Here is a 21,662-nt window from a genome sequence, read left to right as displayed (position 1 = left end):
AGGCAAAATGGAAAATCCCAAAAGACATTTTGAATTTTTAATTCCCTTTAGGGGATGACTCTGCTGTTTCGGAAAGAATTGATAAACGTACAGAGGCTCCATCTTTTAGGGGTTGACCACTGCGAACAACATAGCGCTCCCCGACTTGTAAGCCAGATAGAATTTCCACTCTGCCATCAACCCTTTTTCCTAAAGTGACAGCACGCGCCACTACTTTTGCCTTACCTTCTGTATCTTTCACAACAAATAGCGTTCCAGATGGGTTTTCTTGCTCTCCACCTGCTCTTTTCGCTGTCCCTGCTCCTTTGGCTGCCCCGGCTTGTTTTTGAATAGCTGTTTGTGGCACTACTACTCGCTGTTGAGTCTGAGTTTCAAAATTGACTCGCGCCAGTAATCCGCTGCCAATCTTCCCTTGATTGTTGGGAATCACTACCTCTACAGGTATCAAACGAGCTGTGGCATCGGCAGCTGGGGAAATGCGCGTAACTCTGCCAATTAATGTTTCGTTGGGGAAGGCATCTAAGCGGACTTGTACAGACTGCCCAACCTGAATTTGTGCCAGTTCTAATTCGGAAACTTGCACAACGACTTTGACACGGTTAAAGTCGCCAATTTTCAAGACTTCGCTACCTGCTTGCAGAAGGTTGCCTGGTTCTGTCACCTTTTCTGTGACTACGCCAGTGATGGGTGATGTGAGTCGAGCATAAGACCTCCGCTCTTTGGTTTGGGCAACCAATGCCTGTTGGGCAAGTACTCTACCTTGGGCGGCGGCGACGGCTTGCTGTTCTGTACGGACTTGCTCTTGGGCTGCCCGTAGTGCCTGGGCGGCTGTTTGCGCCTGGGTACGTGCTTGTTCGGCAGATTGTTGGGCGATCGCTCCGGCTTTGAATAGATCCTGTTGTCGTCTTGAGTCTGCCTGAGCTTGTACGACTTCTAGCCGCGCCCGTTCAACGTCTGCACGGGCATTACTTACCTGATTAGTTGCCCTAGCTACTTCGGATTTCAGGGCTGCTAGTTCTGCTTCTGCTTGCTTTAATTCGGTCAAAAGGATGGCATCATCTAACTGCCCGACGTTTTGCCCAAGCTTTACTGTATCGCCCACATCAAGGTTCAAAGCCAACAATCGGGCTTCTACCTGCGATCGCACTGATACAATCCGAAAAGGTGTTGTATTACCTGTGTATTCTGGTTGTGTTTGCAGGGAGTCAGTTCGAGCGATCGCCGCATCTACAGGTGTTCCACCACCGCGTTCTCCACCACCAGGTTGCTGAGATTGTGCTCCTGCTGATTCCTTGGGCAGTGATCCGCAACTCGCCGTCAGCAGTCCTATACCTACCAAACAGGGAATTAATAAACTTCTTACAGAATTGGAAGAAAGGGAATAATTTCCCTCTTTACCTTTCCTACTTATTACACAAGTACTTTTTGCAAGAAGTCTACTCTTTAAATCTGCGGTAGCCACCTCAGTCTTCACAACTGAATCTAACTGGATATTAATTAGCTTTTTAGCGACTACTGGATCTGTCATTTTCACCTGTTTGTGCGGCTTATTTGTGTCCAAAATCATTTATTTTTCTCCTATTGGGGAGCTTTTGGGGTTAAACAGCCGTGTTTTAATCAAGTAATTTTGAGAGATATCATTAACAAAAAACGGCGAGAATGAATAAGCTGTCTGACAGTAATTTTTTGCATCAAAAACTACTGTTTTCCCACAAAAGTCCAAAACTTCTCACCGCTCTACTTCTTACGCAGAGGTAGATAATCTTCTTGCAGTTAACAAATTATAAACTTAGTATAAATATTTGTCATTTTTCTCGAATCTACCCATAGGCTAAATCTGGCTTTTTCTAAAGATATGAGCCAAAAAGTTTCATATCCTAACATAATGGGCAGTCTTAAAAAAAGATTACTCTTGTTTTTATACATTCAGTACTAGATTATAGTCTACTGCAACTTTTAGTATTTACAGTACTTTGATTGTTAAAAATATTAAAGATTTATTGCTTTTTGTGTCTATAATGTAATGGCAAACACTATTTTTTCTTACCCCCTTGCGTAAGATGGCAAGAGACAGGGCGATCAGTGTTATGGCAACAACAGCAAGAATTAACTTTTGCCAAAAATATATTTGGATTAGGTGAGGAAGGTAAGACGTGACATCTCTGTTAAAAATTGCACAAACTGCTGATGAATCCCAGATTTCCGAATTTTTCCAAGAATCAGCGGGTAATTGGCGATCGCAACGGCGCTACTACACCCTACCTGAAGGAGAAACCAAGGAAATGGAGAGTATAGTTACGATCAATTTTCTTGAGCCGGGCTGTAATGAATTGCAAAATCTAGCTCAGATGCACGATTTGGCTGACACAGGAAGTTTGATCTGTGGTGCAGTAGTTACATGGGAAAGTACGGATGTGTTGAAAGCAAGGAAAGAGTCGCAAGGTTCGACGATATTTGGGGTTGTGGGAAACATTTTGTATCGCGATCGCGGTTTTGCCATATCCAAACCAGTCACCGCCCAGTATTATTTCTCCAACCCGAAAACACTGTGTTTACGAACTGAATACAACGGTTCAGTGTTTGAGGAAGAGTTAAAGCTAATTGGCAGTAAATACCGCACCAGACAAACCATTATCTCCCGTGCTGGTGAGCAGTTGATGATTGGTCAATATTTAGAAAAGAGAGTGGAGAGTTAGTTTATATCATCGATGCGGTTCGCTATAGCCTCACAGGTTTGGGGACTAGTACCGCAAGGCGGAATTAAAAATTAAAAATTAAAAATGAAGACAGCGTAAGGGTTTTGTTGATTGGGAATGGGTGGTTTATTTACGCCGTGCTGTACTAGGCAGCAACTTTATATAACTTTTTATAACAGTTTTTCAAACATTTCCCCAGAAAGTAAGTTGCCATGTCATCATGGGAAGTGAAATGAGAATTAATTCGGCGACAGTGTTTGTTTTTAGTATTGACAGGCTTTTCCCTTTTGGTATTACAGACTTCTCTCCGAAATCTAAATCTCTACAAACTTATGATTTTGGAGACATTTAATGTCAATTTACGTTGGTAACCTCTCCTATGATGTTACACAAGATGCGCTAAGTGCTGTATTTGCAGAATATGGTGCTGTAAAGCGTGTTCAACTACCTACTGACCGTGAAACAGGTCGTTTACGTGGCTTTGCTTTCGTGGAAATGAGTTCAGAAGATGAAGAAACGAAAGCCATTGAAGCTCTTGATGGTGCTGAGTGGCTTGGTCGTGACCTCAAAGTAAATAAAGCCAAGCCCAGAGAAGACAGAAGTGGTGGTGGTTCCTTCGGTGGAAACCGTGGCGGTGGTGGCGGTGGCTACAACCGTAACCGCTACTAAGTTAAACCGACGAAAGTAACTTAATTTAATCTAGAAAAGGCTCAGGCAGAAATGCTTGAGCCTTTTTTATGCAAAACTTTGACTATTTGAAGAAGAATTCAGGAGCCAGAATTCTGTTTCGATAAGATTTAAGACATCATCCAAATAACTGCAATTTGGCTATGATGCCGACATAAATTTTGATTAAGAAATGCTGAGTTCCATCAGTTCTTCGGCTATTTCAAAGTTAGCTGTGACATTTTGCACGTCATCCAAGGTTTCTAGAGTGTCAATTAACTTGAAAAGCGATCGCGCCTGATCGGGATCAGTAACTTCTACACTATTACTAGGAATCCAGCGCAATTCGGCATCAGTTACCTTAAAGCCTTGATTTTTGAGTGTCTGGCTAAGGGTTTCTAAATTCCCAATATCAGTAAATACCTCAGCCATCTCATCTTCATTCATCTCATAAGATTGGGCACCACCTTCGAGGGATGCTTCTAAAAGCCGTTCTTCGTCAACCACACCCTGCACTAGACAAACGCCTTTTTGCTCAAACATCCAGCTAACACAACCTGTTTCACCAAGATTGCCACCATTTTTACTAAAAGCTACACGCAAGTCAGCAGCAGTGCGATTACGATTATCTGTGAGGGCTTCGATTAAAATCGCTACACCACCAGGGCCATAACCTTCATAGCGAATCGCTTCAAAGGTAGCACTATCGCCGCCAAAATTGCCTGCACCTTTAGCGATCGCTCGTTCAATATTATCATTAGGGATACTCGCTGCTTTTGCCTTGTCAATTGCCGTCCGGAGTTGAAAATTCAGCGCCGGATCTGGTACACCGCTTCTAGCAGCAACGATAATCGCTCTAGATAACTGAGTGAAAGTTTTTCCCTTTTTTGCATCTACTACGGCCTTCTGACGCTTAATATTTGCCCATTTACTGTGTCCTGCCATAATCTGAAATTATCAAAACTCTATTCAAGTTTAGGATATACCTAACTTTTGCTCCGATGCAAAAGTGCATTTGCTAAAAGGGAGTGGGGAAGTAGTAGTGCTGAGTGGGTAGTCTCACTTCTTTACTCAGTACTCGAAACTGTTTTGCCCAATACCCAATTTAATTAACATCATGCACGATTTTTTTTACCCTCCTCGCCATGCCAAGCGAAAAAGTAAGAAAGTGTCACACTATTTTAGGAGCTTACTCCTTGTATTATTAGTGGGCATAGTAGCTTTAGTTGGATGTCAAAGTATTCTACCTGGTCTTAAGGAAGATAAAATAATACATTTAACCCTGTGGCAAGGTGTAAATCCGCCGCCAAATCGGGATGTACTGCAAAAGCTGGTAAATAAATTCAATCAATCCCATCCAGATATTCAAGTTGAGTCACTTTATGTTGGACAACAGGATCAGCAAACGCCCAAGATTTTAGCAGCGGTGGTAGGAAATGCACCCCCAGATTTGTTGTGGTATAATCCGACGATCGCAGGTCAATTGGTGGAACTCGACGCACTTTTACCTTTGGATGAAATGCTCGAAAAATCTTCAATTCAAGCCGAAATTGACCCTGCTTTGTATGAATCGATGAAATACAACGGTAATATTTGGTCTGTGCCCTTTGCTACGAATAATGTTGGTATTTTTTACCGTCCGAGTTTGTTTAAGGCAGCGGGTATTACTGAATTACCCCGCACTTGGCAGGAGTTTGGACAAGTTGCGAGGAAATTAACTCGTGATACTAATGGTGATGGACGAACTGATCAATATGGGATGTTTCTGCCTTTGGGAAAGGGAGAATTTACAGTATTCACCTGGCTACCGTTTATGTGGAGTGGTGGCGGCGAGTTGGTGAGTGGTGATTCACAGAATGCGGCAGCAGTAGATTTGCAAGAGAATCAAGGAGCGATCGCAGCTTTGCAATTTTGGCGTAATTTAATTACGGATGGTTCCGCTATTTTATCTGGCCCAGAACGGGGTTATGAGACGGATGACTTGCTGACTGGTAAAGTCGCAATGCAATTAAATGGCCCTTGGACTCTGGGGCAATTTCAAGAGACTGGTGTCGATTTTGATGTTTTTCCGATTCCGGTTGGAGAAAAACCTGCTACTGTGATTGGCGGTGAGAATCTCTTCTTTTTCAAAACCACACCGGAACGCGAAAGAGCAGCTTTTAAGTTTGTCGAATATGCTTTGAGTGAAGAATTTCAGACAGAATTAGCATTGGGAACTGGCTATTTACCGGTGAATTTGAAGTCTCGTCAAAGTCCAAAATATCAGGATTTTGTAAATAAAATACCCCAGGTGAAGGTATTTTTAGATCAAGCTAAATATGGGCGATCGCGTCCCATATTTCCTGGTTACAATCGCATTTCTGACAGTGTAGGTCGAGCAATTGAATCTGTATTGTTGGGTAAAAGTTCACCAGCAGACTCACTCAAAGCAACCCAGCAACGCTTAGATTTGATTTTTGAGTAACATGGGTAATTTGTAGAGACGCGATTCATCGCGTCTATGATTCATCACGCATCCCGTTTAAATCACAAAAGGTTCAAGTTCACTGTTATACCAATCTTCCTTAACCCGTTCAGTAATCAGCGGTCTGATGATAAACTTGGGCGGGCAACCATCTAGAACATCAATCCGCACGCATGAGTAAGGCAGTCGGTTCTGGAAATTGTAGTCATGACGACCCACAAAAAGCATTGAATCTGCAACTTTCCGAGTGGGTTTACCTGCAATCTCAGCAAAAGTCTCCATCAATTCAGTCCCTCCTCGGCGTTGATAGCGGGGACGATGACCACTACCACCAGAGATAATGCAGTTAATGTGAGAGTCAGCAAATCCGGTATCAGTTGTGCAAAGATGCTCTAAACAGTGAGCGTGTCCATTTAAAATCAAATCGACTATGGGACGTTCTTTAATTAGAGAGCCAAGAGTTTGTGCTACTTGTTCAAACACCCAGCGCAAGCGATGGCGAACCGCCAAGGTTTGTGCCTGATTCCACTTGGTAGCTTCTGTAACGTATGGTGGATGGTGGAAAAATATTACACGTCCGCGCACTTCGGAGGTGTTCCAAGATTCGATTAGTCTGCTTCGCAACCATTCAAGTTGTTCAAAGTCGATGGCAGGCATTTTATGAGATGCTAGTTGTTTTTCAATGTCGATTTTGATCTCGTTGATTTGGTCTAATTTGGCGCTAAGGTCATCAAGTTGTTCCGCTTCGCTTGGTTTATCTGGGTTGAGGCGATCGCATATTTTCAAAATCTGCAATTCTTCTTGATCGATTTCATGGCGACGCTTTTGCAATTCTCGGCGGTAAATTTCCCCTTCTTGAGTTGCAGGTAAGGGTGATGGTGTATTAAAAGTGTTAGAATCCAGTGCAAAAAAGTCTATCCCGCCGTAACGAAAGGTGTAATAGCGATTGGGTAAGCGGGTAAACTGTCCAGGTTGATAACGCAAACAGCGTCCTGTGTCAGTTTTAGCAGTGTAGTGGCGATCTAAATGACGTTCTAACTCTTGTGGGGAAGCGATCGCCTGGGTGTAGTCCATAAATGCCCGTGCATAGGCATTACCTTGATATGATCCATGCCAGCCAATCTCAATATCTTTATAGCGGAACAGGCGACGTAGTGATGATGTTGTGCCAGTAAATAAACGGTACATCAACGGCACATCGTAGTAATCATGATTACCGAGTACTGGCAAGAACGGCAGATTAAACACCATGCGGTCATAAGGAATGCTTTTCGGGTTATCGCCACCGACAAGAAATTCCCGGTAAGGCTCGATAAAGTTTGTTGAATAATACTCTTGAGAACCTACCACATAGATTACATCGCCTGTGTGCAACACAAAACTGCAATCATCGCGGTGAGGAAGCATCAGTTCGGCAACTTGTCGTTGGGGGTGGTGTCGAGAATGGGACTTAGTGCCAGAATCACCGATAACCATAAAGGAAAATTCTGGATTATCCTGCCTGCCATCGTCAATAACTATACTGGTTTGGTCAATTCCCCGTTGCACAAAACTTGGATGCATCCACCGCACCCGTTCCTTCATCTTTTGAATTTTGACAGGAATCGGTGGATCGGAAATCAATTTCATGGCTGATAACTCTTGAATGCCTAATGCACACACCGATTGTAACGAAATATTTAATTGTCATTAGTCATTTGTCATTAGTCATTTGTGAATAACTAATGCCCCATCTCCAATTTTTAAGGCAAATTTTCTCGCAGCAATGCTCGAAAGCCTGCTTGCTGAAAATGCTCATCAGCAGTCAGTGCTTCAGTGATTCCGCTATATTCCATCACAATAAAAGATACGCAATCGACAAATCCCCATTCTTTCTCTGTTCGTTCGCGATATAGCTGGAAAGCACGTTCGTAGAGTTCCTGGGAGAGGGGGACAATTTCTACTTTGGAGTCTGCTACTAGAGAATTTAATAATATAATTGCCGCTTGACGATAAGGTTGTTGGGATAAGGCATTGCCAATTTCCAACATCACAGCTTGTGTTGTTACCAAACGAGTTTCTGCTGCTTGTAACATTTTAGCCAGATGTAAGGCACGGTCATGTAAGCGATCGCTCGGTGCAGATAAGGCAATGGCAAATGATGTATCAAGAAAGACTTCAGAATGCATGAAAAGTTTACTTAATAATTTACTTACTGTATAAATATTTATCTATATTGGCAGACCAGTCAGCTGGCCCTTCGAGGTTGAGCGATCGCGCTGTTTGCAGAAATGATACCGTTTCATGTTCACTTGGCGGTAAAATTTCAATACTGATTCGCACGCGGGTATTGATTGGCAGTGCGATCGGTTCAGCCGGATAGAACACTTTGCCATTAAACACAGCTGTGATTTTTTCTACCATTTTCCCCAAAAATTGCTTTTAGTCTATCCTAAGCTGGTTGTGGTGATACGGGTAGGGTAGACGACGCTTTAATTAGTGAAGATACGTATACTTGTCTTACAAATTATCTCAATTTTTTAGAATTGTCTAAGAGGATGTTTGAAAAGTTTCTCTCTGTAACTTTAGGCACTTTAGATCCCCCCTAACCCCCCTTAAAAAGGGGGGAACTGGAGTCAAAGTCCCCCTTTTTAAGGGGGATTTAGGGGGATCTAAAACTTTTGATACCGACAAAAGGACTTTTCAAACAACCTCTAAGCCACTAACTGAATCACACCCCACTGTCCATTTGTCAACCAAGAAGAGTCAGATTTGGCTACTTTTTCAATCACTTCTGGTTTTAAACCTACTATTACTTCTGACTTCAGGGTGCGTAGAGCTACCATTGGCATAGGTAAGTAAGAGACTATATCTGCAATATTGGTGCTAAAGTCCCAGTGGCGATCGCCTAATAATCGGCGATAATTGGCATCTCCTTTGACTATAACCAAACTCGCATTGGCTAACTCATTTTTAAGCGAGTTGGGTATTTCCCAAAAGGCTAAAGGCGATGTCCAAAAGTAATTTTCAGATAACACTAAACGCCCTGATGCAATATTGTCTTGGAGTCTTTGGGTAAAGGATGTAAGTTGTTGATTTCCACTAGCGGCTAAAAAACTTATTGTGTAATGTACATCCTTAATCATGGCATCAGATACAAAAGTCGGATGTGGCTTTAAGTGTAAGTAAACCCGATCGGCCAGTCCGCTACTTAATAAAAAGTCTACTAAACATAAATCACAAACAAGTTCAAAACCAGCATTGTCTACAACAAAATCAATCCGTCCCCCTTGAGAGTTGGTTAACAATTTCATCACTTGAGAGGCATCATTTACTAAGATATGAGCTAGTTGGGTTTGAATATCAAAACGACTGCGTTCGCTCTCGGATGCTGACCATAAACTCAAGTCAACTCGATTTCCCCACAAAGCAAAATATAATAGTGCGATTAAAGCTGTTTGATTTGATTCTCCCTTCAGTTGGGAATTATTTAACCAATTGTTAGCCCGATCGCACAGTAGAATAATCGAATCCAAAGATGCTTCTAAACTTTGAGACTTTTGTAACTCAAATGGATCGACACCTTGCGATACACCAGTCCGAAAATAATTGGTAATTTCTAGAATTAACCGAAAAAAATAAGTTTCGGCAAAAAACCAGGGAACATCTATCCAACGTTGATCCTTGTAAAACTCTAAATATGTATTCCAGGCGGAACAATCTCCAGCAGTGTCATTTAAAATGGGTGGCAAAAATCCAGTCGGCAGTTCTGTAGCTAAGTTTTCCAAGCTGGTATTAATCTCAGACGAGAAATTATTTTCAGCAATAACTTTGCGAGCGATCGCAGGCATTCGTTGAGTGACTGTAAACTCAGTAAAAGAACCGACTTCTGACCCCAAAAGAGACGGTGGTATGGGTAATTTGGGGATGTGGGATGTATTCACCACCTACTTTTCTTGCCTTCGTAATTTCAGTTATTCTAACTTGAGCATGAAAATGAGGTGGGGAAATTGTCAAATCAACTCAAAAGCGGGATAAATTAACTGATGGCTGCAAACAAAGTATTCAAGAAAGTCAAAAAATCTCTTCAGGAAGCTGGAATCAGGTTTGTCCGTATCCTTTGGTGTGACAACGCCAACATTATTCGTGGCAAAGCTGTTCATATCGAGATGTTATCCCACTACTTTGAGTATGGTGTAGGCATTTCTGCTGGACAACAGGGAGTCCCTGTAATGTATGATGCTGTCATTCCCGAAACTGGTCTAGGCCCGGTAGGCGAAATCCGCTTAGTACCAGATTGGTTTAGCTTCACTCCTTTACCTTATGCTCCCAATCATGCTCGTGTAATGGGAAATATGGTACTTAATGGCAGTCCTTGGGCGCTATGTCCTCGCAATTTCCTGGTGCGGATGATTGAGGCGGCGAGACGCGAGGGGTTGGAAATTCGGGCTGCATTTGAAAATGAATTTTATCTATTACGGCAAACATCTGAGGGAATTGTACCCGCAGATTCGACAGTTTTTGCTTCGACTCAGGCAATGGATAAGCATCGAGAAGTAATTGATGAGATAGTCGAGGCACTCATCGCCCAAAAGATTCCTGTAGAGCAATATTATCCCGAATCTGGCCCAGGTCAACAGGAAATCTCTATGGGATATACTGATGCTTTACGAGCAGCTGACAGGCAGATTACCTTTAGAGAAACTGTGAGAGCGATCGCTCATTACCACAATCTTACAGCCTCTTTCTTACCCAAAATTTTCCCAGATGCCGCTGGTAGCGGTTGCCACATCCATCTTAGCCTCTGGCGTAACGGGCAAAATCTCTTACCAGATCCTCAAGGTGTCTGCGGTCTTTCTCAAATAGGCCAAGCATTTATCGCTGGTATACTCGATCATTTACCAGCACTGATGGCGTTAACTACTCCTAGTACTAATTCCTACCGCCGCATTCGTCCTCATAGCTGGAGTGGTGCTTTCCGTTGTTGGGGACTAGACAACCGTGAAGCCGCCGTGAGAGTGCCCAGCAATCCTGGATTCAACGGTTCCAGCCATTTTGAGTTAAAAACCGTTGATGCATCAGCCAATCCTTACCTCGCTTTAGGTGCGGTAATTGCAGCCGGACTCGACGGTGTGCAACGAAGTCAAAAACCGGGAAATCCTGTTGCACAAGATCCCGGACACCTGCCAATTGAGGAACGTCATGCCAATGGTATTGACCTTTTACCACAAAGCCTGGGCGAAGCTCTAGACTATCTAAAACAGAATAATATTCTTTTAAATGCTTTAAATCCAGACTTATCGCAAGCATTTTTAGCAGTGCGTCAAGCTGAGTGGTCAGCCATAAAAAATTGGGAATTGGAGGCAGAAGTAAAGCTTTTATTAGATAAATACTAGAGTTAGTAATTCCCACAAGTTAAGCTAAAAGGCTAAATTTAATCGGATGAAAGTACAGCATTTAATAAATCCGTTACGAGCTTGGTAAACTTATATTTATTCGGATAAATCATTAGTGTTGCTGAATGATGTCAACTGCAATTCAAGTGCGTTGAGGTAACTTGAATCACTTAAAACTTGGGCTGGTAACTTGTTAGCCCTGATAGCAGCCTGAACCACATCTTTCGCAGTCAGGCTTCCTATTTGGTATGCAGATATCAAAGCGCCTCCACTGGGAATACCCTGCTCTTTTAAATAACCTTGATAAGCTATAAAGGCAGTATTGAAGGGTTGCAGATAGCTGTCCTCTATAGAATTTTTGCGTAAAGCATTAGAGTTAACATCTGTATTTATTTGTCCGCCACTATTGTTATTATTAGCTGTTTGAGCGCCAGCGATTCCAGGTATAAAAGCAATAGAAGCAATGATAAGTGAAGAATTGAATAAGGTTGTGAGTTTCATAATTTTATCCTCATTAGAACTAGATTAATTAGCAAAAACTTGTAAATAATTTAAGTGAAGCATCAAAAATGTCAAGGCAATTTAGATTATTTAAAATTACCAAAACCCATCATGTAATAGGCGATAAAAGCAGTATCAAAGGATTTTAGGGAATTGACATTCCTTGAATGTCTAGGGAAAGTGTCAGAGTTTGCAGTTATGTTTATTGATTGGCTATGATGATTCTTGCCTGGATGAGGGTTAGTGATTTTAGGCATAGAATTAAACCAAGCAACAATATGTGCAGAATTTATCAAGTTTGTGAGTTTCATAGAGTTATCCTCAATTAGAACAAAATGCAATCAGTATTCTCTAGAGAACTAACAAATAAAAAAATATTCAATTCACTCTTGTGGGGTGGGCGTCTCGCCATTGGTGTCAACTTAACGCGAAACCGCACGTCCGCCAGCACATCCGCCAGGGATTGTAAATCCTTGTCTCATAGCTAAAGTCCTCTGAAGAGGACTTCATAGCGCAAAAATCTTCAGTCTAGTTCAGTAGACTTGAGCAATTAGTCAGGGATTGTAAATCCCTGGTGGGTGAACAACACCCAATCAGCACGCTATTTTTGGCTTAAGTTGACACCAGTGGCTTTTCGGCCCACCCCACAATATTGGATAATTTATTTCTTGGAGTTCTCTAGTAATAGAATCTGCTGTTATATTAATCTCAACCTCTTATAGTGAGTTCACCTGATGGGTTGATTTGTTAATTACCCAAACGGGTTAATCAAATTCATCCCAATTTTAGCAGTTGGGAATTCGGAGAAGGTTTAGTAAGAATTTAATAGAGGCAAATATATGCTAGATAAAATCCTTCGCTGGTAAACATTTCTAGAAGGTGTGTTAGCGTAGCTCGCCGTAGGCATAGCTCACTCAAATATCTAGATATTTTTTTGCTTGAGCCTATAAACCGAAATCCAACTTTTTTTGGCTAATTAACTTTGCATATCAATATCCTAGAAAATCTTGACGATAGAAGCAAATGCTTTTAGTTTTCAAATTCATAAATAAAAGTGATTGTAATTAATACTGGAAGAAAATCCCGACAACATATTGCCTCTTCGTGACTCGATGAACTCTTTTGGTAGCGTTACAGGTTCCATAAATTCGCTACAAACAAGCTGATGGTGTCAAAATGTTATGTGTATAGTTTATTTACAAAGTCATTTATGCCGAAAGCAATTTGGAATGGAACTGTTTTAGCTGAGAGTGATAATACTGTCGTTGTGGAAGGCAACCATTATTTTCCTGTTGACACCATTAACAAGCAGTACTTCGCAGAAAGCAACACCCACACCACTTGTCCTTGGAAAGGTGTTGCCAGTTATTACAGTATTGAAGTTGATGGGCAAATCAATAAAGATGCTGCTTGGTACTATCCCAGCGCTAAGGAGAAAGCTAAGAATATTGAAGGCTATGTCGCCTTCTGGAAGGGTGTAAAAGTTGAGGCTTAATAAGGATTCCTGGAAATATTTTAGTTTCAGGTAATTGATATTATGTCCAACTAATTGCCTATAAAATAGTCAGCCCGCTTGTGCGGGCTGACTATTTTAACTATTTGGGAATTTTTTTAATACGTAATTATACCTTCGTCTTGCAAAATGCTGCTTGCTTTCTCTTGGCCAGCCAAGCCAGACTACAAGCAAGTATAGTACCAGCGATCGCACTTGGTTCGGGTACTCTTGTCGTCACTATAAGAGTAACAGGTGTAATAGTTATGTTGCCTCCTGACACTGAAATATTGCCACCACTGCTAATTTGCCCAGAATTACCGACGATAGTGCCGCCTTCTATACTAGAATTATCGCGAATGCTGATATTATTACCACCAACGCTGATTTGTCCAGCATTACCGTCGCTGATGGTGCTATTGGTAAACGTTACGCTACTAGAATTGTAAGCATTGATTTTACCAGCGATCGCAAGCCCAGAAAGTGTAACATCGGCGGCGTTAATGGCAAACACGGGGAATTGATTATTGCCACTGATGGTTAGTAAGTTAGCACCTGGGCCATTAATAGTAAAATTGTTAGCGATCGCAAGTGTCCCACTAGTCAGGGTAATTGTACTAGGATTACTGTCCAATAAGAACTCTACCACGTCATTGCTAGTTGCAATGTTGATCGTATCTCGCAATGAGCCAACGCCACTGTCATTGAGATTGTTAACCGTCAAGGTAGCAGCTCGTGCTGATTCCACTTGCATTATTACCCAGCCCAAAGCAACGGCTGTGGAAATAGCTTGAGCGACAGCCTTTTTTCTATTATTTTTTATCACCTAAAACTCCTGGTATTAATTTGTCAAAGAATAAAAAAGTTACTTGTACAATTACATAGATACATCATAATGTTTAAATTTAATTTGCAAAGCAGGTTTTAATAATTAACAGATTTAAAATGTAATTAAATAATTTTCAAAAGGCTGTGAAATATTGCCCGTATCGCTAGAAATGCTTCAATATGCAGCGAATAGCGATCGCCTATTCATAGCTTTGACTTGAATCAAAGGTGGTTCACTCGGCATCAATACCTTTCCACACTTGAGATACAGGTATAGTATTTCCGATCATCGCATCGTACCAACCTTTTGTAAATCTGAGTTGTGCTGGTAATAGTATAGGATTTGTATATATAAGTTTTACTTAAGCTGTGGTTACGATCGCATAAGCGTTTGCCACAAATAGATAAGCTTTGGTAACAAAACAGGTTGTGTTGGTAACGAAACAGGTTGCGTTAGTAACAAAACAGGTTGTGTTGGTAGCAAAACAGGTTGTGTTAGTAACAAAAAAGGTTGTGTTAGTAACAAAACAGGTTGTGTTGGTAACGAACAAGCAGTGCTGACGACAACAACTTTATTGCTAATGTCCACTTCTGTATTAGTAACAAATGGACAAGCTGTTGTTATCAACGGATAAATATAATCAATTACGCCGCAACCATTCTAAAATTTCATCAATCAGCCGACTGGGTGGAAAGAATTTGAGGGTGTTGTAATTTGGTATGGGGTTGCTCATAAAACAAATCGCTCCCTCAAACTTGCTGATGTCATTGAGAAAACGATCGCTGTATGTCACGCTAGCATTAAATTATTTCAATTTACACAAATAGTATTACGCAAAAGCTGGGCAATTATTACTGATATAACTCAGTTTTTTAACCCACGGAGGTGGGTTTTGTTTGTATAGCCGTGATTTTTAATCGCCAAGGCACTAAAAACGGTGCGTTAGCCTTTGGCGTAACGCACCCTACAAAAATATCTGAAACCTAGTTGTGAATTATTAATTAGAAGCTACCTTTTCTGCTACAGGATGAATTATTTCCTCCAGCGTTTGCAATAACTCTTGCTCATTATAAGGTTTAGAAAAGTAAGCTCGCGCACCCAATTGCATAGCCAATTGCCGATGTTTATTGCTGCTACGAGAAGTCAGCATCGCAACTGGAATGTTTTTGGTATCAACGTCTGAATTTACCTTACCTAAAAAGCCATAACCATCAAGGCGAGGCATTTCAATATCACAAATTACTGCCTCAACTCTCAATCCACTATGGAGTTTTTCTAAGGCATCTTGACCATCTTTAGCTTGCTCTACTTGATACCCTCCTTTTTCAAGGGTTAGAGCTAAGAAACGGCGAACATTAATCGAATCATCTACGATTAAAATTGTGCCTTTCTGTTTAATAGATGCTGCTGATATTTTATCTTCGTCAAATATCAGGAACGGTGTTTTTAACCTTGCTGATGGTAATTGAGTTCCTCTCGGTGTCTTTTTATTTGTAGCAATCCAATACAGCAACTCATTGACATTAACTAGTGGCACTACTCGGCCATCACCGAGAATTGTGCAGTTACTAAAACCTTCCGGTAAAGGGATATTTCCCTCGACTTGGCGAATAGCAACTTCTTGTTCACCCCAGCAACGATCTATTTGAATTGCTACTGGCTGATTATTACCTTTGACTACTAACACACTGTTAGTACTAATGGCTGCCGGAATTTCCAATTCTGCGCTATTGTAACGTAGACAATTAAACTCTAAATAACGAGTTAAGCGAATCAGTGGCAGCATAGTTCCTTGCCAATTTAAAACTTCGCTACCAGCCATTTGGAAAACTCGCTCGTCTTGGAGTAAAGATATTTCTGAAATGACATCTGTGGGAAATGCTAATAGAATCTTGTTGATTTCTACCAGCAGAACTCGCGCAACGGAAAGTGTAAACGGTAATGAGAGGGTGAAAGTAGTACCAACTCCTGGTTCGGTATCAACTTTGACATCTCCTCGAATTAGTTTCAGGTTGTTGCGAACCACATCCATACCGACACCGCGACCAGATAATGCTGTCACTTGCTCGGAGGTGGTAAAACCTGGCTCAAAAATTAGTGATAACAGTTCTTCATCACTAGCATTAGCGAGTAGAGAAGTATCCAGTCCCATAGCTAGGGCGCGGGTGCGAATTTTCTCCAGAGAAATGCCCCAACCATCATCACGGATAGTAATGAGAGTGCGATTACCGCGGTGAGTGGCTGTAATTTCAATCAATCCTTGTTCTGGTTTACCCAAAAGGCGACGCGTGGCAGAGTCTTCGATACCATGATCGAAAGCATTCCTTAACAGATGCATTAAAGGTTCGTTTAAAGCTTCTAAAATGCTGCGTTCAATTAAAGTATTACCACCTTCAATTTTTAACTGGACATTTTTCCCATATTCTACATTTAAATCGCGCAAAGCTCTAGGAAAACGTTCGACTAAATCAGACAAAGGTCGCATTCTGATGTGATTTAGTTTGGTTTGTAACTGTTTTGATGTTTTGTTGAGTTTACGAGCAATATGGTCTGTATCATCTACACTGAGTTGCACATCTGTTGTGACTTCCTGCACCTGAACAATGGTTTCCATAACTTCCTGCGATCGCAGGTTGAAATCGTTATAGCGATCCATCTCTAAAGCATCAAATTCACTGTCTGTACCTTGTGTTTGCTGGCTATTTTCATCTCGCCCCCTCACCCCAGCAGCTTGAGTGGAAATTTTGTCGGAGACTATACGTAATTCCTGGTTTTCTCGGTCGAGAACTTGGACTCGCTGGTTCAGGTTACGAACGAGTTTGCGTAATCTTTCTAGTTGTGAGTTTAACCCATTTCGCTGAACAATCAATTCGCCAAATAAATCATTAATTTGCTCTAGTTGTTTGCTAGGAACTCGGACGCTATTTTCATGACTGTCTCGTTCTTTAGTTGGCTCTCCTTTGCTTTCTCCAAATCTGGCATCTGAAGGATTATCTTCTCTAGCAAATATTGTATTGTGTTCAGTGACATTGACAGAATTTACGTCATCGGCAAATTCTGCATCCACAAATGTAAAATTGGCTGCGATCGCTTCATCTTTAACCCAAGTTTCTGGAGTTATCTCTGCTTGCCAAACAGCTGTTGACGCTACTTCTGTGTCGAGGACATCTGTGGGAAGAAGTTGTGGTATTATTTCTGCTGGTAATAGGGCTGGGAATTGCGTAGAACCACCCAAATGGATTTCTGTAGGTAAGTTATCTAGTTGATTCGTCAGCACCAAAGCTTGCGATCGCCGCCATGCTTGCAATGCTAACTGAGCAATTTCAGAAACGCGTTCCCCGTCGCTATTTACAGTTTCTAAATGCTGTGTTACTGACTCACAAAGCTTGCTAAAAGCTGCCAATTGGAGCATTTCACCCAAGCCGCCCAATTCAGCTGCCATGATGACAATTTCTTCATGCAATCCGGCTTGTTCGCTATTTGCCAATACAGATTCTAGACGCTGCAAACACTCTTCTACTTCTGTGGCAAATAGCAAGGGAATAACGTCTTGCCCATCTTCTGGGGATAGCATGGTTGATGCATCCTCTGGGGTGGGGTCGCCCAAGCGATCGTGCAACTCATCGAAGATGGGATAACAAAAAGTTGCTAACCACTGATCTTCGACAACATTCCCTTGTGCAAGTAAGTCTACAATCTGACGCAGCCAGTCAACTCCAGATAGCAATAAACTTTGCAACTGAGTATCAATTTCTAAAGAATTTTTTTTAGTTTTTAAAACTTTAAAGGAATCTTCCAGACGGTGAGATAAATCACTTAGCGATCTAAATCCCATCATCCCCGCGCCACCTTTAATAGAATGAGTAGCTCGGAGTGCAGCATTGATTTTATCCAAATCGATGCGATTACTAGTATCGATTTCCAATAATACCCCTTCTAAGGTATTTAAGTAATCTGTTGCTTCTTCTAGAAACTGCATCTGGATTTCTAATTCTTTGTCTTGTAGCATAGTTTTTGTCCTTAGTCATTGGTCATTGGTCATTGGTCATTAGTCATTAGTCATTGGTCATTGGTCATTGGTCATTATTAAAAAGACAAAGGACAAATGACAACAAACAAATAACAAAAGTCATTTGTCATTGGTCATTGGTCATTATTAAAAGGACAAAGGACAAATGACAACAAACAAATAACAAAAGTCATTCGTCATTCATCACTAGCAAATAGCAAAGGACAAAAGACAAATGACAAATGACAAACTTAACTAACTTTGAAAGCCTCGACAGTCTCTTGCAACTGCTGGGAAATATCCACAGTTTGTTGCAGAGATTCAGAAACTTGGCGAGAAGAATCGCTGGTGCGTTGTGATATGGCAGCGATATCTTTCATCAATTGGCTAACACTTTGGGATGTTTCAACCTGAGATGCGGTTGCAGTGGAAATCGACTGCACTAAGGAGTCAATTTGAGACGATACATCCAAAATTTCACTCAGACTTTGTTTAGCCTCCTCCACAATTCGAGTCCCTTCTACCACTTGGGTAGTGCCTATTTCCATTGCTTGGACTACTTCACTGGTTTCTCGTTGGATATTTTCAACAATTTGTTCAATTTCTTGGGTGGCTGCGGCACTCCTGACTGCTAGTTCGCCGACTTCTTCAGCCACTACAGCAAAACCTTGACCTTCTTCACCTGCACGCGCTGCTTCAATCCCGGCGTTGATGGCTAGTAAGTTGGTTTGAATCGCAATTTGGTTAATCAAGGACACCACGCGAGAAATTTGTTGCGAAGACTCTCCCAAGCGTTTCACTTTCTTGGCAGTTTCACCCACAGTTTCCCGCAAAGAAAGGATGTTGTGTACTGTTAAATCCATCGCGTGTCCGCTCTTGGTGGCGGTGTGAGCAGCATGGTTAGCAATGAAAGCAGCTTTTTCGGCACTTTCGGCTACAGCTTTCATGGATTGGGTCATTTGGTCAACAGCATCAAGGGTATGGTTGATTTCGGCAGCTTGGGTAAGCGCTTCCTCTGCTAGGTGGCGGATAGCTCCTTCGTTAGAGCCAATGGCACTATTTACATGGATGGCAGCTTGTTTAACTTGGGTAACAATATCCCGGAGGCTTTCGACAATGGAGTTGAAGAAGTCGGCAACAGTGCCGATTTCCCCTGCGGTTACGTCTGCACGTACTGTCAAGTCGCCTCTGGCTGCTCCTTCTACGTCGTTGAGTAGTTGTAAAAGTTGTTGTTGCAGTGTTTCGTCTGACCCGGTTACGGTAACATTTCTAACTTTTTCTATTTCTTCTAGTAACTTGGTTTGTTCTAAGGCATAGCCGACTTGAGTTGCTATCTGTTGAAACAAGTCAATTTCCGACTGTTGCCAGACACGAGGAGTTTCGCAATGATGAGCAATTAATAAGCCTAAAAGTTTTTCTTGGGCAAGAATCGGTACGATTAAATTACCTTGGACAGCAAATTTTTCGAGCAGTTGGATGTAAGCGTCGGCATTTTTCAGGCTTTGATCTTGATGAATATTGGCAACTGCTTGCACCTCTCCATCGTGATAAGTTTCTAGATAATGTTCTCGAAAATAAGGGTCGTCGATTTTCACTCCCAGCATTTTCGGCCAATCACCAGTTACCGATTCCGCAACGACAACACCATCCCGATTATCTGGATTCAGACTATAAATGATTACCCGGTCTGTTTTTAGCGATCGCTGAACTTCTTTAACCGCTGCGTGATAAATATCTTCAGTTTTAAGAATTTTCCGAATTCTTAGAGTAATATCTGCTAATAATTTTACCCCTTCAACGTCTAGTTCCTGTTGCTGCTCCTTAACTAAGACTTGTAATTGTTCGGCCATAAGGTTGATATTTGCACTCAATACCCCTAATTCGTCTTCTCTTTCAATTTCCAGACGGGTATTGAATTTACCTTGACCTAGCTTTGCTAATGCCGCAGTGGCATTAAGAATGGGTTGTGTAGTCAGTTTAGCTAACCGAGATGCGATCGCAGCTACAATCAATGCTGTCACTGCTGTACCGATGGCTATAATCCACAACAATTGTCTTTGCGGCTCAAATACAGTTGCGGTGTCTGTAGCTAAAAGTACCTGCCAGTTTAAATCAGGTAAGCCATCTATACTACTAGCTGGTACGTAGCTAACTAGTTCTTGTTTTTTCTGAGTTTTGGGAACTTCTATAAAACTATCTACCTTTTTGGCTGCTAGGAGTTTAGGTAAATTAGAATACTCTCCCTTGGCCTCTTTCCCCAATAATTCCTTTTGGGGACTCAAGAAAACTGTTCCCGAAGCATCAAGCAAATGGTATTGTTGTCCATTAGCTACGTAGTTTTTGATTACTTCCTCTAAAGATTTTACGGGCATACGTGCTTGTACCACGCCAATGGTTTGTCCCGTCCTTGTCTCTTTCACGGGTGCAGCTAGATAAATACTCACTACACCAGTGTTTTTTGCTGCTTCCGGTTTGCTGATGACAGGAGTATCTTTTTGTAAAGCGTCTTGAAAATAGGTGCGGTCTTTTTGATTTTCCAGCGGTTCGCCTGTGGATTGCACAATCAAGTTACCTTGGCGATCGAAAACAGCAATGCTGTCATAAGCTTTGTAGGCTTCGACAACACTATCTAGGACTGCTTGTTTTTGCTGAGTAGTGATACTGACACTAGCTTGAGGACTTGTCAAAAATAGCAAGTTTGATATTACTTGGATATCTCCGTAGCGTCCCAGCATGAAGCGGTTAATTTTATCACTTAAACCAGTGGCTTCAGCTTGTTGAGATTGGGTAATTTGCTTAGTAATGGACTTGTTGGCAAAACCAAAAGCGATCGCACCGATGCCCAAAACTGGTATAGTACCGATTGCGATCGCTAAAATAGTCGCTTTCTTAACCAATCCTAACCTTGTAAAATAAGCAATTCCCTGATTCAAAGAAGAATTGTTAGCACTTTCAGTAGTCAGTTTAGTGGGTAACTTTACTACAGTTCCAATGGTTTTTTGGGATGAAATCAGTGATGCTCGATTTTGAGCGCTATTACCTTGATTTGTGTTGGTTTTATTAAACATAAAATTAATTCTCCTAAGTATGTGAATAAGACACTAAAAATCTTTTTTTTAGTAGTAAACCCTAATCACTGCGGAGAATAGAAGACTGTACAATCGCCTGTGCATCTAATACCAGTAATATTTCTTCCTGCTGCACAACGCACCCACATAAATAAGGAACCAAACTGGATGTCACTTGTCCTATAGGAGAATGAATATCATCAACTAGAAACTTGGTTGTACCTTTTATTTCTTGTACAACTAAGCCCAACACTAATGATTCTACTTGGATAACGATTACATTGTACTGCCGCAGTCGATAATCTAAGGATTCTAAATTGAGCATTTTCGGCAAATCAACTACCCAAATTATCCGACTCCGCCAATTCATTAATCCTAATATGCAGGGGGGCATATTAGGCATCGAAGTGATAGATTCAACTGGCACAAGAATAGCTTCTTGTGTATGCTTCATTGATAAAACAGCAGTAGTTTGTTGATTTAGCTGAAACTTCAGATAACCATCTGCTAAGTTATTTTGGGTTGCTTTGGAAGCAAGAGTAATGTTTGTACTAGTCATTGA

General features: G+C 41.5%; 19 protein-coding genes. 5 read left to right on the top strand and 14 right to left on the bottom strand.

Going from position 1 to position 21,662, the window contains the following annotated elements; all coding sequences use genetic code 11:
- Positions 1-37: 37 nt before the first annotated feature.
- Positions 38-1,567 carry an efflux RND transporter periplasmic adaptor subunit gene (locus ACWATR_RS21700; protein ID WP_460336895.1) on the bottom strand — a complete coding sequence of 510 codons (1,530 nt, stop codon included), beginning with the start codon at positions 1,565-1,567 and terminating at the stop codon, positions 38-40.
- Positions 1,568-2,153: 586 nt separating this feature from the next.
- Between ACWATR_RS21700 and ACWATR_RS21695 the strand changes: the two genes are divergently transcribed.
- On the top strand, positions 2,154-2,696 hold the full coding sequence (locus ACWATR_RS21695) for a phycobiliprotein lyase (RefSeq protein WP_460336892.1): 543 nt from the start codon (positions 2,154-2,156) through the stop codon (positions 2,694-2,696).
- A 351-nt stretch (positions 2,697-3,047) separates the two neighbouring features.
- The gene (locus ACWATR_RS21690; RefSeq protein ID WP_069070785.1) at positions 3,048-3,365 is read left to right on the top strand and encodes an RNA recognition motif domain-containing protein; all 318 of its coding nucleotides are present in this window, start codon (positions 3,048-3,050) and stop codon (positions 3,363-3,365) included.
- A gap of 183 nt (positions 3,366-3,548) precedes the next feature.
- Here the strand turns inward: ACWATR_RS21690 and ACWATR_RS21685 are convergent, their stop codons facing one another.
- A complete protein-coding gene (locus ACWATR_RS21685) occupies positions 3,549-4,307 on the bottom strand; it encodes a YebC/PmpR family DNA-binding transcriptional regulator (RefSeq protein ID WP_460336888.1) in 759 nt (252 codons plus the stop codon).
- Positions 4,308-4,479: 172 nt separating this feature from the next.
- Between ACWATR_RS21685 and ACWATR_RS21680 the strand changes: the two genes are divergently transcribed.
- Positions 4,480-5,826, top strand: a complete 1,347-nt coding sequence (locus ACWATR_RS21680; protein WP_460336885.1) for an ABC transporter substrate-binding protein — start codon at positions 4,480-4,482, stop codon at positions 5,824-5,826.
- Positions 5,827-5,883: 57 nt separating this feature from the next.
- Here ACWATR_RS21680 and ACWATR_RS21675 read toward each other — a convergent pair whose 3' ends face one another.
- From ACWATR_RS21675 to ACWATR_RS21660, 4 genes are all read right to left on the bottom strand, one after another.
- A complete protein-coding gene (locus ACWATR_RS21675; protein ID WP_460336882.1) occupies positions 5,884-7,455 on the bottom strand; it encodes a metallophosphoesterase family protein in 1,572 nt (523 codons plus the stop codon).
- A 113-nt stretch (positions 7,456-7,568) separates the two neighbouring features.
- Complete coding sequence (locus tag ACWATR_RS21670; protein WP_069070788.1) at positions 7,569-7,994, bottom strand: type II toxin-antitoxin system VapC family toxin; 426 nt, start codon at positions 7,992-7,994, stop codon at positions 7,569-7,571.
- 19 nt (positions 7,995-8,013) lie between these two features.
- The gene (locus ACWATR_RS21665; protein ID WP_292746820.1) at positions 8,014-8,229 is read right to left on the bottom strand and encodes a hypothetical protein; all 216 of its coding nucleotides are present in this window, start codon (positions 8,227-8,229) and stop codon (positions 8,014-8,016) included.
- A gap of 290 nt (positions 8,230-8,519) precedes the next feature.
- Positions 8,520-9,749 carry a damage-control phosphatase ARMT1 family protein gene (locus ACWATR_RS21660; RefSeq protein WP_460340591.1) on the bottom strand — a complete coding sequence of 410 codons (1,230 nt, stop codon included), beginning with the start codon at positions 9,747-9,749 and terminating at the stop codon, positions 8,520-8,522.
- A 102-nt stretch (positions 9,750-9,851) separates the two neighbouring features.
- On the opposite strand from ACWATR_RS21660, the gene ACWATR_RS21655 reads away from it, so the two are divergent.
- Positions 9,852-11,201 (top strand): glutamine synthetase family protein, encoded by a 1,350-nt coding sequence (locus tag ACWATR_RS21655; protein WP_460336878.1) that lies wholly within the window; start codon positions 9,852-9,854, stop codon positions 11,199-11,201.
- Between the two features lie 96 nt (positions 11,202-11,297).
- Here the strand turns inward: ACWATR_RS21655 and ACWATR_RS21650 are convergent, their stop codons facing one another.
- Together ACWATR_RS21650 and ACWATR_RS21645 are read right to left on the bottom strand one after the other, a co-directional pair.
- Entirely contained in the window at positions 11,298-11,702 is a 405-nt protein-coding gene (locus tag ACWATR_RS21650; RefSeq protein ID WP_460336875.1) for a hypothetical protein, read from the bottom strand.
- Positions 11,703-11,788: 86 nt separating this feature from the next.
- Positions 11,789-12,013: a hypothetical protein gene (locus ACWATR_RS21645; RefSeq protein ID WP_460336872.1), complete on the bottom strand. Its 225-nt coding sequence runs from the start codon at positions 12,011-12,013 to the stop codon at positions 11,789-11,791.
- An 899-nt stretch (positions 12,014-12,912) separates the two neighbouring features.
- Between ACWATR_RS21645 and ACWATR_RS21640 the strand changes: the two genes are divergently transcribed.
- Positions 12,913-13,197 carry a DUF427 domain-containing protein gene (locus tag ACWATR_RS21640; protein WP_460336869.1) on the top strand — a complete coding sequence of 95 codons (285 nt, stop codon included), beginning with the start codon at positions 12,913-12,915 and terminating at the stop codon, positions 13,195-13,197.
- Positions 13,198-13,324: 127 nt separating this feature from the next.
- On the opposite strand, the gene ACWATR_RS21635 is transcribed toward ACWATR_RS21640, so the two are convergent.
- The 6 genes from ACWATR_RS21635 to ACWATR_RS21610 form a co-directional block, all read right to left on the bottom strand.
- Positions 13,325-14,020, bottom strand: a complete 696-nt coding sequence (locus ACWATR_RS21635; protein WP_460336866.1) for a PEP-CTERM sorting domain-containing protein — start codon at positions 14,018-14,020, stop codon at positions 13,325-13,327.
- Between the two features lie 375 nt (positions 14,021-14,395).
- Complete coding sequence (locus ACWATR_RS21630) at positions 14,396-14,611, bottom strand: hypothetical protein (protein ID WP_460336863.1); 216 nt, start codon at positions 14,609-14,611, stop codon at positions 14,396-14,398.
- Positions 14,612-14,663: 52 nt separating this feature from the next.
- Positions 14,664-14,816 carry an NACHT C-terminal alpha/beta 1 domain-containing protein gene (locus tag ACWATR_RS21625; protein WP_460336860.1) on the bottom strand — a complete coding sequence of 51 codons (153 nt, stop codon included), beginning with the start codon at positions 14,814-14,816 and terminating at the stop codon, positions 14,664-14,666.
- Positions 14,817-15,020: 204 nt separating this feature from the next.
- Positions 15,021-18,032, bottom strand: a complete 3,012-nt coding sequence (locus ACWATR_RS21620) for a hybrid sensor histidine kinase/response regulator (protein WP_460336857.1) — start codon at positions 18,030-18,032, stop codon at positions 15,021-15,023.
- Positions 18,033-18,283: 251 nt separating this feature from the next.
- Positions 18,284-21,100, bottom strand: coding sequence for a methyl-accepting chemotaxis protein (locus ACWATR_RS21615; protein ID WP_460336854.1), 2,817 nt, complete (start codon positions 21,098-21,100; stop codon positions 18,284-18,286).
- Positions 21,101-21,161: 61 nt separating this feature from the next.
- Positions 21,162-21,659, bottom strand: a complete 498-nt coding sequence (locus ACWATR_RS21610) for a chemotaxis protein CheW (protein ID WP_460336851.1) — start codon at positions 21,657-21,659, stop codon at positions 21,162-21,164.
- Positions 21,660-21,662 lie beyond the last annotated feature (3 nt).

The sequence above is a fragment of the Nostoc sp. UIC 10890 genome (assembly GCF_054786515.1).
This window is presented reverse-complemented; position numbering and strand designations above follow the sequence as displayed.